Consider the following 16,938-nt stretch of genomic DNA (forward strand, 5'->3'; position numbering starts at 1 on the left):
CTTATTTTCTGTCTTTTATGTTGACGCTTACATATATTTTTAGTTATCATAACCTAATAAACGTCTATTTTACGACAATTCTAAAAATACAAACAAACATACATAACAAGGAGGACATTTATGAAAAAAGAAATACCTTTTGGTGTAGCCATGATCCCTATTATCATTACAGTTGCAGTTATGATGGTTACAATTGTTGTATTAAAACAAAGCCCTCACGTCCCACTTATTATCGGTACAACCGTTGCTTCCATCGTCGCTTGGCGTTACGGTTACAAATGGAACGACATTGAAGAAGCAATGTATAAAGGAATTCGCCTCGCATTACCCGCTATCGTTATCATTATTCTAGTAGGTTTAACGATCGGTGCTTGGATTGGTGGTGGAATCGTCGCAACAATGATTTATTACGGTTTAAATCTATTAACACCATCACTATTTTTAGTTTCAATTACAATTATTTGTTCTATTGTTGCATTAGCTATTGGTAGCTCTTGGTCTACAATGGGAACAATTGGTGTTGCAGGAATGGGCATTGGCCTAAGTATGGGAATCCCAGCTCCGATGGTTGCCGGTGCTATCATTTCCGGTTCTTATTTCGGCGATAAAATGTCACCGCTTTCAGACACAACAAACTTAGCCGCAGGATTAACAAATACAGATTTATTCACACATATTCGTCATATGTTATTTACTACAATTCCAGGTTTAATTATTACTCTTATCGTTTACGCTTTCTTAGGAAGAAGCTTCGGTGCTAACAATATCGATGCAAAAAGCATCGAGCAAACATTACAAGTATTGCAACAAAACTTTGTTATCTCACCTTTCCTATTAATCATACCTGTAGTTGTTATGGTATTGGTCGCTAAAAAAGTTCCTGCTATACCAGCTATTCTCGTAGGTATTATTTTAGGATTTTTATCACAAGTCTTTATTCAAGGTGGTTCTGTCTCATCAGCTGTCGCTGCACTCCAAAGTGGATTTGTCATAGACACTGGCAACAAGCTAGTAGACGAGCTATTTAATCGTGGTGGTTTAAGCTCTATGATGAATACCGTCTCTATGACAATTGTCGCTATGACTTTCGGAGGAGTATTAGAACATACAGGTATTCTTCGCTCCATTGTAAATCAAATTTTAAAATTAGCGACATCAGCAAAAGGACTTATCGCTTCAACTATCGCATCTTGCTTTGCAACAAATCTTACTTGCTCTGAACAATATATTTCGATTGTTGTTCCTTCAAGAATGTACGCGAATGCATACACAGAAAAAGGACTACATTCTAAAAATTTATCCAGAGCATTAGAAGATGGCGGAACATTAACTTCTGTTTTCGTACCTTGGAATACATGCGGCGTATTTATACTCGCAACACTTGGCGTAGGTGCATTTGAATATGCTCCTTATGCTATATTGAATTTCATCGTACCTATTATCTCGATCATTTACGGTATAACTGGTCTCACAATTACGAAACTATCTGACATTGAAAAAGCAGAACTACTAAAAAAACAAAACACTCAATTAGAAGCTTAAAGATAACGGTAAATTCAGTTCATATATTGCGCGAGGACGCCCTTGTTGATAAGGCATTTCCTCGCCGCAAATATGAACATACCCATAATCAACTAGTTTCTTTAATAACCTTTCTGTTGATCGCCGAGTCACTTGTAAGTATTCAGAAAGATCTGCTGCTGTAAACTTTAATGACGGATGTGATTGACTAAATTGAATAATTTTTGATAAATTTGCTGGGCTAAGTTTCGTTTCCTTCGCTATTTTCATTAGTTCCGGATTATCATTTTTCAAACTTTGTACTCTCTGTTCTTTCGGGAACGGACCAAATAGTTCTTTATCACTTGTTAGTATATAAAAACAGTGGTCTATTGGATTATTCTTCGCGAAACCTTGGGCGATTTTAGCATTTTGCTCCGCTTCTTTCACAGTTTTTCCGTAACCAAATCCAATAGCTATCGTTCCTTCTATACTCGCAAATAAATTATTCATCGTATTTGTTTTTATAATGGATTCAATATCACCACGAGTCGTATATAAAATGAACGTCATTTCATCAATTGTTTTAAATGAACCACGTAGTTCTTTTGAAATAACATCTAATTGCTCAAGCAAACCATCTCGTAATTCTAAAGAAGAAATAATACAAGCACCAACAGTAGCTGAATGGCTTCTTGCTAACTCAGCTTTTATTTTTGCATCTTTTAGCCCATGTATAATAGATTGCTTCGGATCTATCATACGTTCTGAAGGAATACCTATTTTTTGAAGTTCATCATAGACAGCATGAATGCTAGTTAAAGCTAAATGAGCCTCTCCAGATTGATATTTAGCTACATGAAAATCAATAACTCTATTTATTTCATCTTTACTCCACAGCATATTTTCATAATCAAACACTTGTGGACTTTCTTTTATGCCAATATCATGGAACACATTTATAATGAATGAACGGTCTACTAAATCAATTGAAATGTTATGTGGTTGAACCCCTTGGTGATACATGACAGAAAGAATGGAAGATGCGACAGTCGTCTCGTCTTGCTGTAAGTACGTACTTGGAATTCGTAATTGTTCTCTTATTTCTTTTGCCATATAATAAGGTAAAGCACCTGAGAAAAAGATGAAATCACAAGGCTTTAAACGCTTTAATAGTTCAGAAGATTCTGCCGGATAAAGGTAAACATATGGATCAATTTCTATTTCTTCTAGTTTATGAGCAATAGGTAAAAGTGTCTCCATAAACTCTTTTGAACCGACAACTGCAATTTTTATCATCATTTCTCTAACTCCTTATCATTAATTAACGACTATTTAACGTCAACTATATCAAATGTACAAAACCATTGTAAACAGGAAGGGGTCTCTACCTAATGAAAATTACAGCTATTCATCTTTATGCAATTCGTTTACCGCTTCGCGATCCGTTTGTTATTAGTTACGGTTCTTATTCTGATATGCCTTCTATTATTGTCAAAATGGAAACAGACGAAGGCATTATCGGTTACGGTGAAGGCGTCGCTGATGATCACGTTACAGGCGAATCTTGGGAAAGTACTTTCCATACTTTAAAGCATACACTAGCACCTGCTCTTATCGGGAAAAATCCAATGAATATCGAGAAAATACACGATATGATGGACAATACAATTTACGGTGTTCCTACTGCAAAAGCTGCGATTGATATTGCTTGTTTTGATATAATGGGTAAAAAATTAAATCAACCTGTATATCAATTAATTGGTGGACGATACCATGAAGAATTTCCTATCACTCACGTATTAAGTATCGCAGATCCAGAAGAAATGGCTGAAGAAGCTGCTTCCATGATTCAAAAAGGTTACCAATCTTTCAAAATGAAAGTCGGTACAAATGTAAAAGAAGATGTAAAACGAATTGAAGCAGTACGTGAGCGTGTAGGAAATAACATCGCAATTCGTGTTGATGTAAACCAGGGGTGGAAAAATAGTGCAAACACATTAACAGCACTTCGTTCATTAAGTCATGTAAACATCGACTGGATTGAACAGCCTGTCATCGCAGACGATATTGACGCAATGGCTCACATTCGTTCGAAAACAGATCTTCCACTTATGATTGATGAAGGATTAAAGAGCTCTCGTGAAATGCGCCAAATTATTAAATTAGACGCTGCTGATAAAGTAAACATAAAACTAATGAAATGCGGCGGCATATATCCAGCTGTAAAACTTGCTCATCAAGCTGAAATGGCAGGTATTGAATGCCAAGTTGGATCCATGGTCGAATCATCCGTTGCCTCTTCCGCGGGATTCCATGTCGCTTTCTCGAAAAAAATTATTACGAGCGTTGAACTTACAGGTCCATTAAAATTCACGAAGGACATCGGAAACTTACATTACGACGTACCATTTATTCGCTTAAACGAACAGCCAGGACTAGGTATCGAAATAAATGAAGATACACTACGAGAACTCACCGTCTTTCAAGACAGTGTACGCTAAAGGAGGGCTAACGCATGACAGTTCTATACGAGGGCAGATTAAAACAAAATAACGAGCTATTTCACGTTACATTACTATCACTAGAGCACATCGAACAAATTTTATTACTACAAAACGTTGTAGTTGAAGCACTAGAAGATAAAAGTCGTCTACAACCACTCTCCCAAGAAGAATTTCAATACATTCTAGAAGGAAACGGCATGATGATCGGTGCTTTTATCGAAAACGAACTCATCGCATTTCGCGCCCTACTCGTCCCTCCTATCGACGATGAACATTTAGGACTCGATATTGGCATACCAGAAAGGGAACTGCACCGCGTCATCTATCAAGAAATCTCAAACGTTCATCCGAACTGGCGTGGAAATGGTATGCAAAAAATATTAGCGACAGTCATCATGGATGAATTACAAAAAGAAGATAGCAAATACGACTACGTTTGCTGCACCGTTGCCCCTTTTAACATTCCAAGTTTGAAGGATAAGTTTGCGCAAGGGATGGAGATTGCTGCGCTGAAGGAGAAGTATGGTGGTAGTATGCGGTATGTTTTTGTGAAGGAATTGCGCGGAGTTAAAGAACGAGATTGGACGGATATTAAGAGCATTCCAATGAACAATGCTGGTGGACAACAGGCGTTGCTTTCGGAGGGGTATCGCGGGTATGAGATGGAGAAGGTGGATGGAGATTTTGTTGTGAAGTTTGGGCGATAATTGCTACGCTAGAAAAAAGGAGATGTCTGCTGTGACATCTCCTTTTGCTTTCTCTTCCTTGAACATATCGATTGCAACTTCAAATATATCAGCGATTTCCAAAATATATCGGCGCAACTCCAAATATATCAGCGATTTCCAAAATATATCGGCGCAACTCCAAATATATCAGCGATTTCCAAAATATATCGGCGCAACTCCAAATATATCAGCGATTTCCAAAATATATCGGCGCAACTCCAAATATATCAGCGATTTCCAAAATATATCGACTTACCGACAAAGATTGACAATAAGTGCACCACTAAACCGTCATCTTCCAACTAGATAACGCTAACCAATTCTCCATTTCCTTATAATCAGGCATGATCTTCCCGACAAGGCGCCAAAAAGAGCGATCATGATTTAAATGAACCATATGGCACATTTCATGAACAACTACATAATCAATTACTCGCTGTGGTGCCATCGCTAGCTTCCAATTGAATGTTAGCTGTAAATTTGAATCGCAAGTGCCCCACGTACGACTACTATCTGTAATACGAATAGAACGCGGTTTTGTTTTAAAGTTACTTTGATGTGCTTTAATACTCTTCTCTACTAATGACTTACACTGCTTATAGTAAAATCGTTTTAAAGCTTGCTGTATTTTCTCATCTTTAAGATCTTTCACATAAATATGTAGCTTATCTCCTTCAAACACTGCATTGTCTTGCGTAATATTTGTATCTTGAGAAATTTGTATCGGATACGTACTTCCTAAATACAAAAAGCCTTCTCCTTGATCATAATCCTTTTCCTGTGGTCCACGCGCTCGCTCCGCCATTTCCTTACGTGTTGTCTGAATCCAATCCCACTTCTCTTCTAGCAACTGGATTAAATATTCAAAAGGTGTCCCTTTTGGAGCTTGCACCTCAACATTCCCGTAAGAATCCACCAAAAAACGCACCGATTTTTTCTTTTTATAAGTTATATGAAAATTAATTGTTTCGCCTAAATATGTATGTACCATTTCATCACCTAGCATATTATTTTTACAAATAAAAAGGAGTAGGATACAAACGTCCTACTCTACCTATTATATCATTTACCGCTTTAACGGAATCATTATCCTCTATACTTTACAGCTAATCCTTTAATGAAATTCCTTGCGTATCTATCGCCGCACTCTTTGTAATTTTTATGGCCTTTTTTTCTTAATAGAGCGCCTAGTTCTCCCTTAGTCACCGTAACGCCTACGCTATCTAATATATCAAGTACATCCTCACTCGTTAAAGATAGTGCTATTTTCATTTTCTTTAGAAGAAGGTTATTCGCACTTTCTTTGCTTTGTACAGGTGCCGGTTGCCCTGGTTTCGGATCTTGCTTACCTCTTTTTAAAGTAATAAATCCATTTAAAAATGCCTCTAACATCATCATATCGCATGTTTTTACGTACTCATCTTCTTCCACATCAGGGTTTTCAGGTTCGTGCTGAGGCGCTCTCTTTATTTTTGTAAGCATATCAACTACGTCTTCTTTCGTTACTTCCATTCCGCCAAGTTTAAAAATTTCTACCATATCTATATCTTTTATATCTAAAGCATATCTTACTCTTTTTAATATATCGTTATTGCTCATTGCCATTGGGTTTCCTCCTGAAATGTTGATTATTTTTAACTTTTTATTTGTAATACAGTTTACCGTAACTAATCTAAATAAGATTATTTTTTATTATTTTCATAATTAAATTTAACAAAAAAGGTAGTGCCTTCCGATCCTGTTTGAATTTCTATTTTTGCATTATGACGGGTAGCAATGGCATAACATACGCCTAATCCCAATCCAGTTCCATTATCTTTGGTTGTGTAAAATGGAGTCCCCAGTTTCTCTAATACTTCAGGGCTGATACCTTTCCCTTCATCCCGCACTGCAAGCACCACACAATTTTGCCCTTCCTTATAGGTGCTAATGGTTAGAGTTTTCCCTGTACTCATCGCTTCTAAGCCATTACGGTATAGGTTCATTAATAATTGCCGTATCTCATTACGATTTAAAAGTAATGCTGGAACGTCATTTGTATCGACTTGAATATATTTATTTTGATTATGCGTATCTATCTTTATTAAAGGAATAATATCGTGGATAATTGAGTTTAAATCTAACATCTGCAAATCTGATTTCTTTGTATTACCTATTGAGAGAAATTCAGTAATAATAGAATTGGCACGGTCAAGTTCTTCAACCATTAAATTAAAGTAGTTATTATGTTTCTCATAGTTATTCTCTTCTTTTAATAACTGCAAAAATCCTCGTATTGTTGTCATTGGATTTCTAATCTCGTGGCTGATACCTGCTGCCATTTGCCCTATTAACTCTATGTTGGATAACCTTTTCAATTCCTGCTCATATTGTTTTTTTTCTGTTATGTTTTTACAAATACAACAAATACCATCATCATACGGATATGCAATAACTTCATGCCAATATTCATCAGAGGTAGAAAAAAATTCAAAATGAACTGTAGTTCGCTCTGACATTACACGATGAAGCTCCTTATATATAACTGTATCTACGCTACTTGGGAAGACCTCCCATATATTCTTACCTAATACGTCTTTTGCTGTTTTTCTTTGTGGGAAATGTTGATGTTTATTTACATAAGTAAATTCCCATTTATTATTCAAAGTCAAGAATCCATCCGTAATACTTTCAATCACACTTGTGACTTTTTCATTAGCAGCAGCCAGTTCTCTCGTTCGTTCTTCCACCATGCTTTCAAGTTGATCCATATATAACAAGTTTGAAAACGTAGGGGCTGTAGCATCAACGATAGATTTTGCCAGTTGAATTCGGGAATCATCGTAATTATGAGTTTTTTCCTCTTTGCCAACGACGATTACCCCTAATACTTCTCCCATTGAAACCAATGGCATCATCAGTAAACCCTTACTATCTATATGTTTTGTTCGAATAACCTCTTGAATCTTGGCTTCATAGCTTTTCTCCATCCAATCTGCTTCTATCCAATCACAGCCCGAGCTTAACTTCGTTGTCTTAATCGTTGTTTTGTCTAGCGGATCTAAAAGGTGGGCAGCCATGTTTTTACTCTCTAAAATCTGTCCTAAGTAAAAAAAGCATTTATCAAAACTCTCCTGTATTGAGGAACACATTGATAAATCACGGGTAACATTTAGTAACAGCTGCTTCTCGGCAATAAGATTTTCTTTTTGGGTTAAATTTTTTGCGTTTTGAATGGCGACCGCCGCCATGTTTACATAAGCTTCAACACTTTGAATTTCTGAATCTGTTAAGTTCATTGGAACTCCATAATCAAATAAAAAAACAAGACCAAATAACTCTTGCCCAAATGAGATAGGCAGAGCTAATAAAGACTTAATTTTGAACGCATCGACTGGTCTCGGATCCGGTCGATGATCCTTTGAGGTATCAGGAATATAGATGGTTTTTTTAGTTTCAATAACTTCTTTTGCCAGTAAGTCTACTTCAGGGTCAATTACTTGAGTATCGAGCATTACGCCATTTATGGTCTCTGGTTTTCCTGCAAACCCTCTAAATGTTCCATCTTCTTCAGGTAAATAAATTCCAACAGCGTCACACCTAACAATCTCCTCTGATATCGCCATTGTTACACGCTGCAATACTTCACGTAGTTCTAATTTTGTATTTATTATTTTGGTTATATTCGCGAGCCTAGAATATCTCGTTTGATCACTTAACATTTGCATAGCCTCCAATTATAGGCGTAATAAAGTGCAACTTTAATAAGTGAGGGGTGATTCATCCCCCACTTATTATCAGCCTGAATCCAACCTAACCCCTTTGCACTAGCAGAATTTTGAGGTGGGAGTTTTACTGCCCGCAAATAGCGGGATAAAATAAACATGCTAATATCAGTGAAAATCAAAATCAACCTACCATTTTCTCCTTTATTCTTTTCTTACCCTTGTTTATATAGAATACCTCACTTACTTCTGATACGGTTCACCTTACACTAATAAAATTACTACACTCCATCCCTCTAACTTTCAAAGGTTACACCGTTTCACTACCCTGTGTCTCACTAACACTCTCCTCAAACTTATCAAGCAATGCACGTACTTCATCCGTTGACTTCGTGCTCATCAATTGATTTCGTAGTTCAGCAGCCCCAGGGAAGCCTTTTACATAAATTTTGAAGAAGCGATGTAATCCTGTTATGGATCTTGGTAATACTTCTGCATATTGATCTTGAAGATCAAGTTGTAGTCTTAAAAGATCTAGATGTTCTTTACTGCTATGCTCTCTTGGTTCTTTTTCGAAAGCAAATGGATTTTTAAAGATTCCTCGTCCAATCATTACGCCATCAATGCCGTATTTTTCAGCAAGTTCAGCCCAGTTTTACGGTCAGGAATGTCTCCGTTTATCGTTAGGAGCGTATTTGGTGCAATACGATCACGTAATTTTTTAATCTCCGGAATTAGCTCCCAGTGTGCATCTACTTGGCTCATCTCTTCTCTTGTACGTAAGTGAATAGAAAGGTTTGCAATATCTTGTTTGAAAATGTGCGTTAACCAATCTTCCCACTCGCTTAACTCTTTAAAGCCAAGTCTTGTTTTTACGCTGACAGGTAATCCGCCCGCTTTTGCAGCTTGAATAAGTTCTGCCGCAACGTCTGGACGCAAGATAAGGCCACTACCTTTTCCTCTTGATGCTACGTTTGGCACAGGGCAACCCATATTAATATCAATACCTTTAAATCCTAACTCTGCCATACCAATACTCATTTGACGGAAATATTCAGGATTATCTCCCCAAATATGTGCCACCATTGGCTGTTCATCTTCTGTAAAAATTAAACGACCACGTACGCTTTTCATACCTTCTGGATGACAATAGCTATCTGAGTTTGTGAACTCTGTGAAGAATACATCTGGACGACCAGCTTCACTTACTACGTGACGGAAAACAACGTCTGTCACATCTTCCATTGGTGCAAGTACGAAAAATGGTCGTGGTAAATCACGCCAAAAATTATCTATCATTTCAAATTCAAATCCTCTCACTATGAATACAATTTCAAACTCTCAATAAACCAAAAAGCAGATGGTATAGATTTTCCTATATCAACTGCTTTCCTATTATACCAACTTAAGCCAAGCTACACACTCTACATGAGTCGTATGCGGGAACATATCAACAGGTTGTACTTCCTGCGTTTTATATCCGCCTTCTTCTAGTACTTTTAAGTCACGTGCTAATGTTGCTGGGTTACATGATACGTATACAACGCGTTTTGGTTTCATGTCGATGATTGTGTTAAGTAGTGCCTCATCACAACCTTTACGCGGTGGATCTACGACCATTGTGTCAGCGATTACGCCTTCTTTATACCATTTTGGAATAACTACTTCTGCTTCTCCTACACCAAATTCAGCGTTTGTCATGTTGTTTAGTGCTGCGTTACGCTTTGCGTCTTCGATCGCTTCCGGGACGATTTCAACGCCGTACACTTTTTTCGCTTTTTGTGCTAGGAATAAGGAGATTGATCCAATTCCGCAATAGGCATCAATTACTGTTTCGTTACCATCTAATTTTGCGTATTCTAACGTTTTATCGTACAGCACTTTCGTTTGTTCTGGGTTTACTTGATAGAATGAACGTGCTGAAATCGCAAATTTAATATCGCCAATAAAGTCATAAATATATTCTGATCCGTACAGTACAGTCGTTTTGTCTCCGAAGATTACGTTTGTACGTTTCGTGTTTACGTTTTGAACAATCGATTTTACTTCAGGGAATTTCGCAGCAATTTCTTCAATGATTGCTTTCTTGTTTGGCAATTCTGCTGTACGAGTAATGAAGACAAGCATAATTTCCCCTGTTACTTGTCCGTAACGAGCCATTACGTGGCGAAGTGTTCCTTTGTTACGCTCTTCGTTGTACGCTGAAATACCGTGCTTTTCACAAATACGTTTTACTTCTTGGATTAATGTATCGTTTTCTTCCGCCTGAATTAAACATGATTCCATATTAATGATGTCATGCGTTCCTTGACGATAGAAACCAGCTACAAGTCCGCCTTCACGTTCTCCAATTGGCACTTGTGCTTTATTACGGTATACCCACGGGGTTTTCATGCCAAGTACAGGATGAACAGGAACATCACCTAATCCGCCGATGCGCTGCATAACGTCGCGTACTTGTTTTTCTTTCGCTTGTAATTGTCCTTCATATGTTAAATGCTGAAGCTGACAACCGCCGCACTGATTGTACACTGGGCATTCTGCATCTTTACGATATGGGCTCTCTGTATGAAGCTTCATTAAACGACCGAATGCGAAGTTTTTCTTTACTTTAATAATTTTAATTTGTGCTTCTTCACCTGGTAATCCGTTTTTAACGAAAATAGGATAGCCTTTTACTTTCGCAACACCGGCACCATCATGTGTTAAATCTTCAAATACTACATCTATAAACTCGTTTTTTTCAACTGGTGGCGTCATTTTTGTACTCATTTTCCGACCTCTCTTTTTCATAACACTGCGTTACATTTTATCATACTTATATGGTCTATTTCTATTGGAAGAAAAAAAGCTATTGACGATAGTTCTCCGTTAATGTTACGCTACTACTAATTTAATACGGACGATGTTACCTCATATATACTCGATAATATGGATCGAGAGTTTCTACCCGGCAACCTTAAATTGCTGGACTATGGGGAAAACTAATGAATATTAGCCCATGTGCAAAAAGGACTCATATTGATTAGCTTTCTCTCATAGATGAAAGTGAATCCATATGGGTCTTTTTTATTTTTATTTTTCTAAAAGGTCAGACATCTTACGTATGACATAAAACCTCCTTGTTTTATTTTTAGTAATATAACGAGCGTTTTATGTACAAACTTTATACGAACTTCTGAAAGGGGCAACTACATGCAATATGTAATGAGCATTATCGGTATTCTTGTCGTTTTAGGTTTATGTTTTGCTTTGTCCAACAACAAAAGTAAAATCAACTTCCGTGCAATTGCTATTATGATTGGTTTTCAAATTTTAATCGGTTGGTTTATGTTTGGCACAAAGATTGGTCAACAAATCATTATTTTCATTGGTAAAGTTTTCAACAAACTAATTAAACTTGGTACGACAGGTGTCGATTTTCTCTTTAATGGGATTCAAAGAGATTTTGTCTTTTTCTTAAACGTACTATTAATTATCGTATTTTTCTCAGCACTACTTTCTATCTTTAGTTACTTAGGGGTTTTACCATTCATCGTTCGCGTTGTCGGCGGTGCCATTTCAAAAATCACTGGTTTACCACGCGTTGAATCATTCCACGCAGTAAACTCTGTATTCTTTGGTTCAAGTGAAGCGTTAATCGTTATTAAAAATGATTTACAACATTTCAATAAAAACCGTATGTTTATCATTTGTTGTTCTGCAATGAGTTCAGTTTCTGCCTCTGTTACAGCATCATACGTAATGATGTTAGATGCGAAATATGTACTAGCAGCTCTTCCGTTAAACTTATTCTCAAGCTTAATCGTTTGTTCGTTATTAACACCTGTTGATACGAAAAAAGAAGACGAAGTAGTTCAGAAATTTGATCGTACTTTATTCGGAGACAGCTTTATCGGTGCAATGATTAACGGTGCACTTGACGGTTTAAAAGTAGCTGGTATCGTTGCCGCATTAATGATCGCCTTCATCGGTGTGATGGAAGTTGTAAACTACGTAATTAGTGCCGCTTCAGGTGCAATGGGATATGCTGTTACGTTACAACAAATCTTCGGTTATATACTTGCTCCATTCGCGTTCTTAATGGGTATTCCAACTCAAGATATTATCCCAGCTGGTGGTATTATGGGTACGAAGATTGTATTAAACGAGTTTGTAGCAATACTTGATTTAAAAGGTGTTGCAGCAACATTATCTCCACGTACAGTTGGAATCGTTACAGTATTCTTAATTAGCTTCGCAAGTATTAGCCAAATTGGTGCAATCGTTGGTACAATCCGTGCCCTTTCTGAAAAACAAGGAAGCGTTGTTTCTAAATTTGGTTGGAAAATGCTATTTGCATCAACACTTGCTTCTATTTTATCTGCGACAATCGCTGGATTGTTTATTTAATAAAAAAAATCACCTTCGCTTAGACAGCAAGGTGATTTTTTATTATCATCATTTAAGAAACTGAAGAAAACTCTAATGCCTCTTCCTTATTAATAATTTCTCCCTTATATTTACCTTTCACCGAAATATCAATAATGGATTTATTTCTTGTCTCCATTTTCCCTAAAGAAAAAATATATATTAAGTCATCTTTTTTTAACATCCATTGTTTTCCGTGCCAAGGACCAGTTAACTTCTGTTCTGGCGATGCCAATATTTCTCCAAAATATTCACATTCGCCTAGAGATGTTTTTACTGTATTCTTCTCCATATCAATAACTATATATTTAAGAAGCTTTATACTTTCATTTGAGAAAATCTCTACTTCATGATCACTTTTTTTCTTGAATTTCAGCTTTCCATCCTTTGTATTAACCAATTTACTTTGATCAATTGCATTCAGTACAAACTCATACTCTTCTTTTGTAACACCGAAATTAGGATGATATGGAAAACTTTTTTTCTCTGCATGCTCTTCTACGTATTTTAAATACCATTCCATATTATTCACTAGATGCTCTCTCATTCTTTGACCAATATTCCCTACCTTTTTAAAAGTATCTGGATCCATCTCTAGCGTCATAATATCCGCCGTAACTTCCGCGTTCATAAGATGCGCTGGAATATACTCTTCCACACTGTTTGCTTTACTTACTTCACTTTGACAACCGACTATAAATAGCGATATGAAAAGGATATATACTATTTTTTTATATTTCATTTCTGTTCTCCACTCCGTACATCATTCTTACTTAATTTTATAGCGTTCTTATTATAGTCTAAAATTCTTATATTTCAATAAAATTCATTAACAATATACAAAATTGCATATTCATAAGTCTTATTACTTTAAAATTAGCTTAAATTACTTTCCAAATTATACAAATAATAAACTTCGAATGTTATAATTTGTAAAAAAACTAATTGGAGGACCTTATGAAAATTCACGCACTTGCCGATTTATTACATTTACTAGTCTTAACCCTAAAAAGCTATTATGTATGGGGAATGCCTATCTATGTCTTCATTATTCCTCTTATCTTTGTAGTAGGTTATATTATTATTAATTCTAATAAGAAACAAAAAAATACCTCTATTCAAAGTCACTAATCTATTACCTTAATAGCCTCCTAAAATTCATATTCCCCTCATTTTCTTCAAATGATATGATGAACAAGGGTATGTCCCCACCTCTCTTACAGTGGTGGGGGTTTTAAATATAAATATGTAACATAATACACAATAGAAGGTGATTTTATGAGAAAATATGCAGCAATCGCTTTATGCACATCTGCCATTCTAGCAGGTTGTAATACTAGCAATGTAAACCAGGAACCTAAAAAAGAGAAAAGGGTTCAAGAAGTTAAGAAACAAACAGAAACTGTGCAAGAACAAGGTAAAATTTCTTATCAGCCCATTACACACGAATCTACAAATACTACTATTCATATGACAGATATAAAAGATACTTTAACTGAAGTACAATATAAAATTTGGCGAACAGCTGATGGGAAGGAAATTGCTAAATCTTTTTCTTCTAAAGAAAAAGAGAAACAGTTTACACTTCCTTTTGATATAAAAGAATTTGAAGGAAAACGTGGTGAGTTCCAAATTGAAGCAATAGGCATAAAAGAAGATGGGAAAAGCATCCCACTCACAAAAGCTGCTATTACTTTCGAACAAAAGGTTCCCGTTCTTATGTATCATGCAATCGATGATTATCACGGACAAGGCATTAAAGATTTATTCGTCTCACCTGCTAACTTTGAAGCCCAAATGAAATATTTAAAAGACAACGGCTATACATTACTAACTTTTGAACGTTGGGGTGATATTAATAAAGTAAATAAACCTATCTTTGTTACATTTGATGACGGTATGAAAAATAATATGAATGCATTCCATGTTTTACAAAAGCTAAAAGACGATACATTTAAACCGGCGGCAACAGAATATATGATTGTTGATAACGTTGATGTAAAAGGATCACTGTCTACTTCTGAAATAAAAGAAATGGTCGATTCCGGCATTTTCTCAGTGCAATCTCATACAGCGACGCATGCAGACTTACCGAAAATTACAAACTATGAAGAGGAATTAAAAGGATCAAAAGAAAAGTTAGAAAAAATAACAGGTAAGCCCGTTATCGCAGTGGCTTATCCATTCGGTCATGTAGATGATAAAGTCGTTGCAGAAACGAAGAAATATTATCAATTTGCGACGACAACAAAACCCGGAAAATTCATTACAAAAGGTGAACCCGATGAATTGTTAAAAATGAAGCGTGTTCGCATACACCATACGACGACCGTAGAACAGTTTGCTTCTTCGATTAAATAACGATGAGGGCTCAATATATTTTGAGCTCTCTTTTTACGCTATATTTATATATATTTTTTGAATTTTCTTGTATTATATATAGTAAGAAATCTTTCAAATTAAAGGAGATTATACATATGTCATTTGAACAAACGTTAGAGAAATATGCTGCCCTTGCAGTCAATGTTGGTGTTAATATTCAACCAGGACAAACATTATCAATTAGCGCACCTCTTGAAGCTGTACAATTTGTACGCCTCGTTACAGAAAAAGCATATAAATCTGGTGCAAAACACGTATATGTGGATTGGAATGATGAGACGTTAACACGCTTAAAGTTCGATCTAGCTCCTGAAGAAGCATTCGCTGAGTTCCCATCTTGGAAAGCACACGCTCGTGAAGAATTAGCAAAAGAAGGCGCTGCATTTATGTCTATTTATGCAGAAAACCCTGATTTATTAAAAGGTGTAGAACCAACGCGTATCGCAACAGCTCATAAAGTAGCTGGTGAAGCAATGAAAGTATACCGTGATTACGTACAAGCTGATAAAGTAAGCTGGTGTGTCATTTCTGTTCCTACGAAAGAATGGGCTGCGAAAGTATTCCCTGACGTTGCACCAGAAGAACAAGAAGCAAAACTATGGGATGCTATTTTCAAAGCTACTCGTGCTGATTTAGAAAATCCTGTGGAAGCATGGAAAGAACACGATAAAACATTACATACAAAAGTTGATTACTTAAACGAAAAGCATTATAAAGCTCTTCACTATACAGGTCCTGGAACAGATTTAACGATCGAACTTCCAGAAAAACATGTATGGGCTGGTGCTGGTAGCTTAAATGAAAAGAACGTACCATTTATGGCGAACATTCCAACTGAAGAAGTGTTTACAATGCCACTTAAAACAGGTGTAAATGGCCAAGTATCTAGTACAAAACCGTTAGCATTTGCAGGTAACATTATCGATAACTTCACGTTAACATTTGAAAACGGACGTATCGTAGATTATAAAGCTGAAGTTGGAGAAGAAGCTTTAAAACATTTAGTAGAAACAGATGAAGGTTCTCACTTCTTAGGAGAAGTAGCTTTAGTACCTCATGATTCACCAATTTCAAACACAAATATTTTATTCTACAACACGCTATTTGATGAAAACGCATCTTGCCACCTTGCAATCGGAAATGCTTATGCATTTAACTTAGTTGGCGGAAAAACGATGTCTAAAGAAGAACTTGCTGAAAATGGCGCAAACGCTAGTATTACACACGAAGATTTCATGATTGGATCAGCTGAGCTTGATATCGACGGCATTACAGCTGATGGCAGACATGAACCAATCTTCCGTAAAGGTAATTGGGCGTTTTAATAAAAGCAAAAGGCTATCTTCCACACTGGAAGATAGCCTTTTATGATGCAGATGAAACCTTAAGCCCAATTACTCCTAACACGATGAAAAGAATACAAAATGCTTGGAATAGGCTAATGTGCTCTTTAAAAAAGTACACACTAATAATCGTAATAAGTAACGTCCCAACACCAGACCAAATTGCATAAGCAATACTTAAATGAATCTTTTTTACAACGATGGCGAACACGCTGAAACAAATTCCGTAAAATACAAAAATAAGTACACTTGGAATGAGCTTTGTTAAACCGTTTGATAACTTCATCGCAATTGTTCCAGCTACTTCAAAAATAATTGTTACAAGTAATAATAACCAATATACCATACTAGAATCTCCTTCTCT

General features: G+C 36.3%; 13 protein-coding genes, 1 pseudogene and 1 riboswitch. Of the genes and pseudogenes, 6 read left to right on the top strand and 8 right to left on the bottom strand.

Annotated elements, in window-relative coordinates; genetic code table 11:
- Positions 1 to 120: 120 nt before the first annotated feature.
- Positions 121 to 1,542, top strand: coding sequence for a Na+/H+ antiporter NhaC (gene nhaC / locus ACTT1L_RS15935; RefSeq protein ID WP_000711545.1), 1,422 nt, complete (start codon positions 121 to 123; stop codon positions 1,540 to 1,542).
- On the opposite strand, the gene ACTT1L_RS15940 is transcribed toward nhaC, so the two are convergent.
- Positions 1,531 to 2,802: a transcriptional regulator gene (locus tag ACTT1L_RS15940; RefSeq protein WP_076873983.1), complete on the bottom strand. Its 1,272-nt coding sequence runs from the start codon at positions 2,800 to 2,802 to the stop codon at positions 1,531 to 1,533. The genes nhaC and ACTT1L_RS15940 overlap by 12 nt on opposite strands.
- A 92-nt stretch (positions 2,803 to 2,894) precedes the next feature.
- Between ACTT1L_RS15940 and ACTT1L_RS15945 the strand changes: the two genes are divergently transcribed.
- Together ACTT1L_RS15945 and ACTT1L_RS15950 are read left to right on the top strand one after the other, a co-directional pair.
- A complete protein-coding gene (locus ACTT1L_RS15945) occupies positions 2,895 to 4,004 on the top strand; it encodes a mandelate racemase/muconate lactonizing enzyme family protein (RefSeq protein ID WP_061130630.1) in 1,110 nt (369 codons plus the stop codon).
- Positions 4,005 to 4,018: 14 nt separating this feature from the next.
- Positions 4,019 to 4,714, top strand: coding sequence for a hypothetical protein (locus tag ACTT1L_RS15950; RefSeq protein WP_061130631.1), 696 nt, complete (start codon positions 4,019 to 4,021; stop codon positions 4,712 to 4,714).
- 304 nt (positions 4,715 to 5,018) lie between these two features.
- Here the strand turns inward: ACTT1L_RS15950 and ACTT1L_RS15955 are convergent, their stop codons facing one another.
- From ACTT1L_RS15955 to rlmD, 5 genes and pseudogenes are all read right to left on the bottom strand, one after another.
- A complete protein-coding gene (locus ACTT1L_RS15955) occupies positions 5,019 to 5,726 on the bottom strand; it encodes a M48 family metallopeptidase (protein WP_061130632.1) in 708 nt (235 codons plus the stop codon).
- A gap of 95 nt (positions 5,727 to 5,821) precedes the next feature.
- Entirely contained in the window at positions 5,822 to 6,340 is a 519-nt protein-coding gene (locus tag ACTT1L_RS15960; protein WP_001251709.1) for a DUF1456 family protein, read from the bottom strand.
- A 77-nt stretch (positions 6,341 to 6,417) separates the two neighbouring features.
- Positions 6,418 to 8,436: a GAF domain-containing sensor histidine kinase gene (locus ACTT1L_RS15965; RefSeq protein ID WP_000947567.1), complete on the bottom strand. Its 2,019-nt coding sequence runs from the start codon at positions 8,434 to 8,436 to the stop codon at positions 6,418 to 6,420.
- Between the two features lie 313 nt (positions 8,437 to 8,749).
- Positions 8,750 to 9,738, bottom strand: a pseudogene (locus ACTT1L_RS15970) (tRNA dihydrouridine synthase).
- Between the two features lie 96 nt (positions 9,739 to 9,834).
- The gene (rlmD, locus tag ACTT1L_RS15975; protein WP_000105042.1) at positions 9,835 to 11,211 is read right to left on the bottom strand and encodes a 23S rRNA (uracil(1939)-C(5))-methyltransferase RlmD; all 1,377 of its coding nucleotides are present in this window, start codon (positions 11,209 to 11,211) and stop codon (positions 9,835 to 9,837) included.
- Between the two features lie 121 nt (positions 11,212 to 11,332).
- Positions 11,333 to 11,434: riboswitch (purine riboswitch) on the top strand.
- A 200-nt stretch (positions 11,435 to 11,634) separates the two neighbouring features.
- On the opposite strand from rlmD, the gene ACTT1L_RS15980 reads away from it, so the two are divergent.
- Complete coding sequence (locus ACTT1L_RS15980; protein WP_001200498.1) at positions 11,635 to 12,831, top strand: NupC/NupG family nucleoside CNT transporter; 1,197 nt, start codon at positions 11,635 to 11,637, stop codon at positions 12,829 to 12,831.
- 52 nt (positions 12,832 to 12,883) lie between these two features.
- Here ACTT1L_RS15980 and ACTT1L_RS15985 read toward each other — a convergent pair whose 3' ends face one another.
- Complete coding sequence (locus tag ACTT1L_RS15985; RefSeq protein ID WP_000875618.1) at positions 12,884 to 13,591, bottom strand: hypothetical protein; 708 nt, start codon at positions 13,589 to 13,591, stop codon at positions 12,884 to 12,886.
- A gap of 536 nt (positions 13,592 to 14,127) precedes the next feature.
- On the opposite strand from ACTT1L_RS15985, the gene ACTT1L_RS15990 reads away from it, so the two are divergent.
- Positions 14,128 to 15,210: a polysaccharide deacetylase family protein gene (locus ACTT1L_RS15990; RefSeq protein WP_086707116.1), complete on the top strand. Its 1,083-nt coding sequence runs from the start codon at positions 14,128 to 14,130 to the stop codon at positions 15,208 to 15,210.
- Positions 15,211 to 15,326: 116 nt separating this feature from the next.
- Positions 15,327 to 16,556 (top strand): aminopeptidase, encoded by a 1,230-nt coding sequence (locus ACTT1L_RS15995; protein WP_000007360.1) that lies wholly within the window; start codon positions 15,327 to 15,329, stop codon positions 16,554 to 16,556.
- Positions 16,557 to 16,596: 40 nt separating this feature from the next.
- Here the strand turns inward: ACTT1L_RS15995 and ACTT1L_RS16000 are convergent, their stop codons facing one another.
- Complete coding sequence (locus ACTT1L_RS16000) at positions 16,597 to 16,920, bottom strand: DMT family transporter (protein ID WP_000263254.1); 324 nt, start codon at positions 16,918 to 16,920, stop codon at positions 16,597 to 16,599.
- Positions 16,921 to 16,938: the final 18 nt, after the last annotated feature.

The organism is Bacillus sp. FH, assembly GCF_052216825.1.
Taxonomy (GTDB): domain Bacteria; phylum Bacillota; class Bacilli; order Bacillales; family Bacillaceae_G; genus Bacillus_A; species Bacillus_A paranthracis.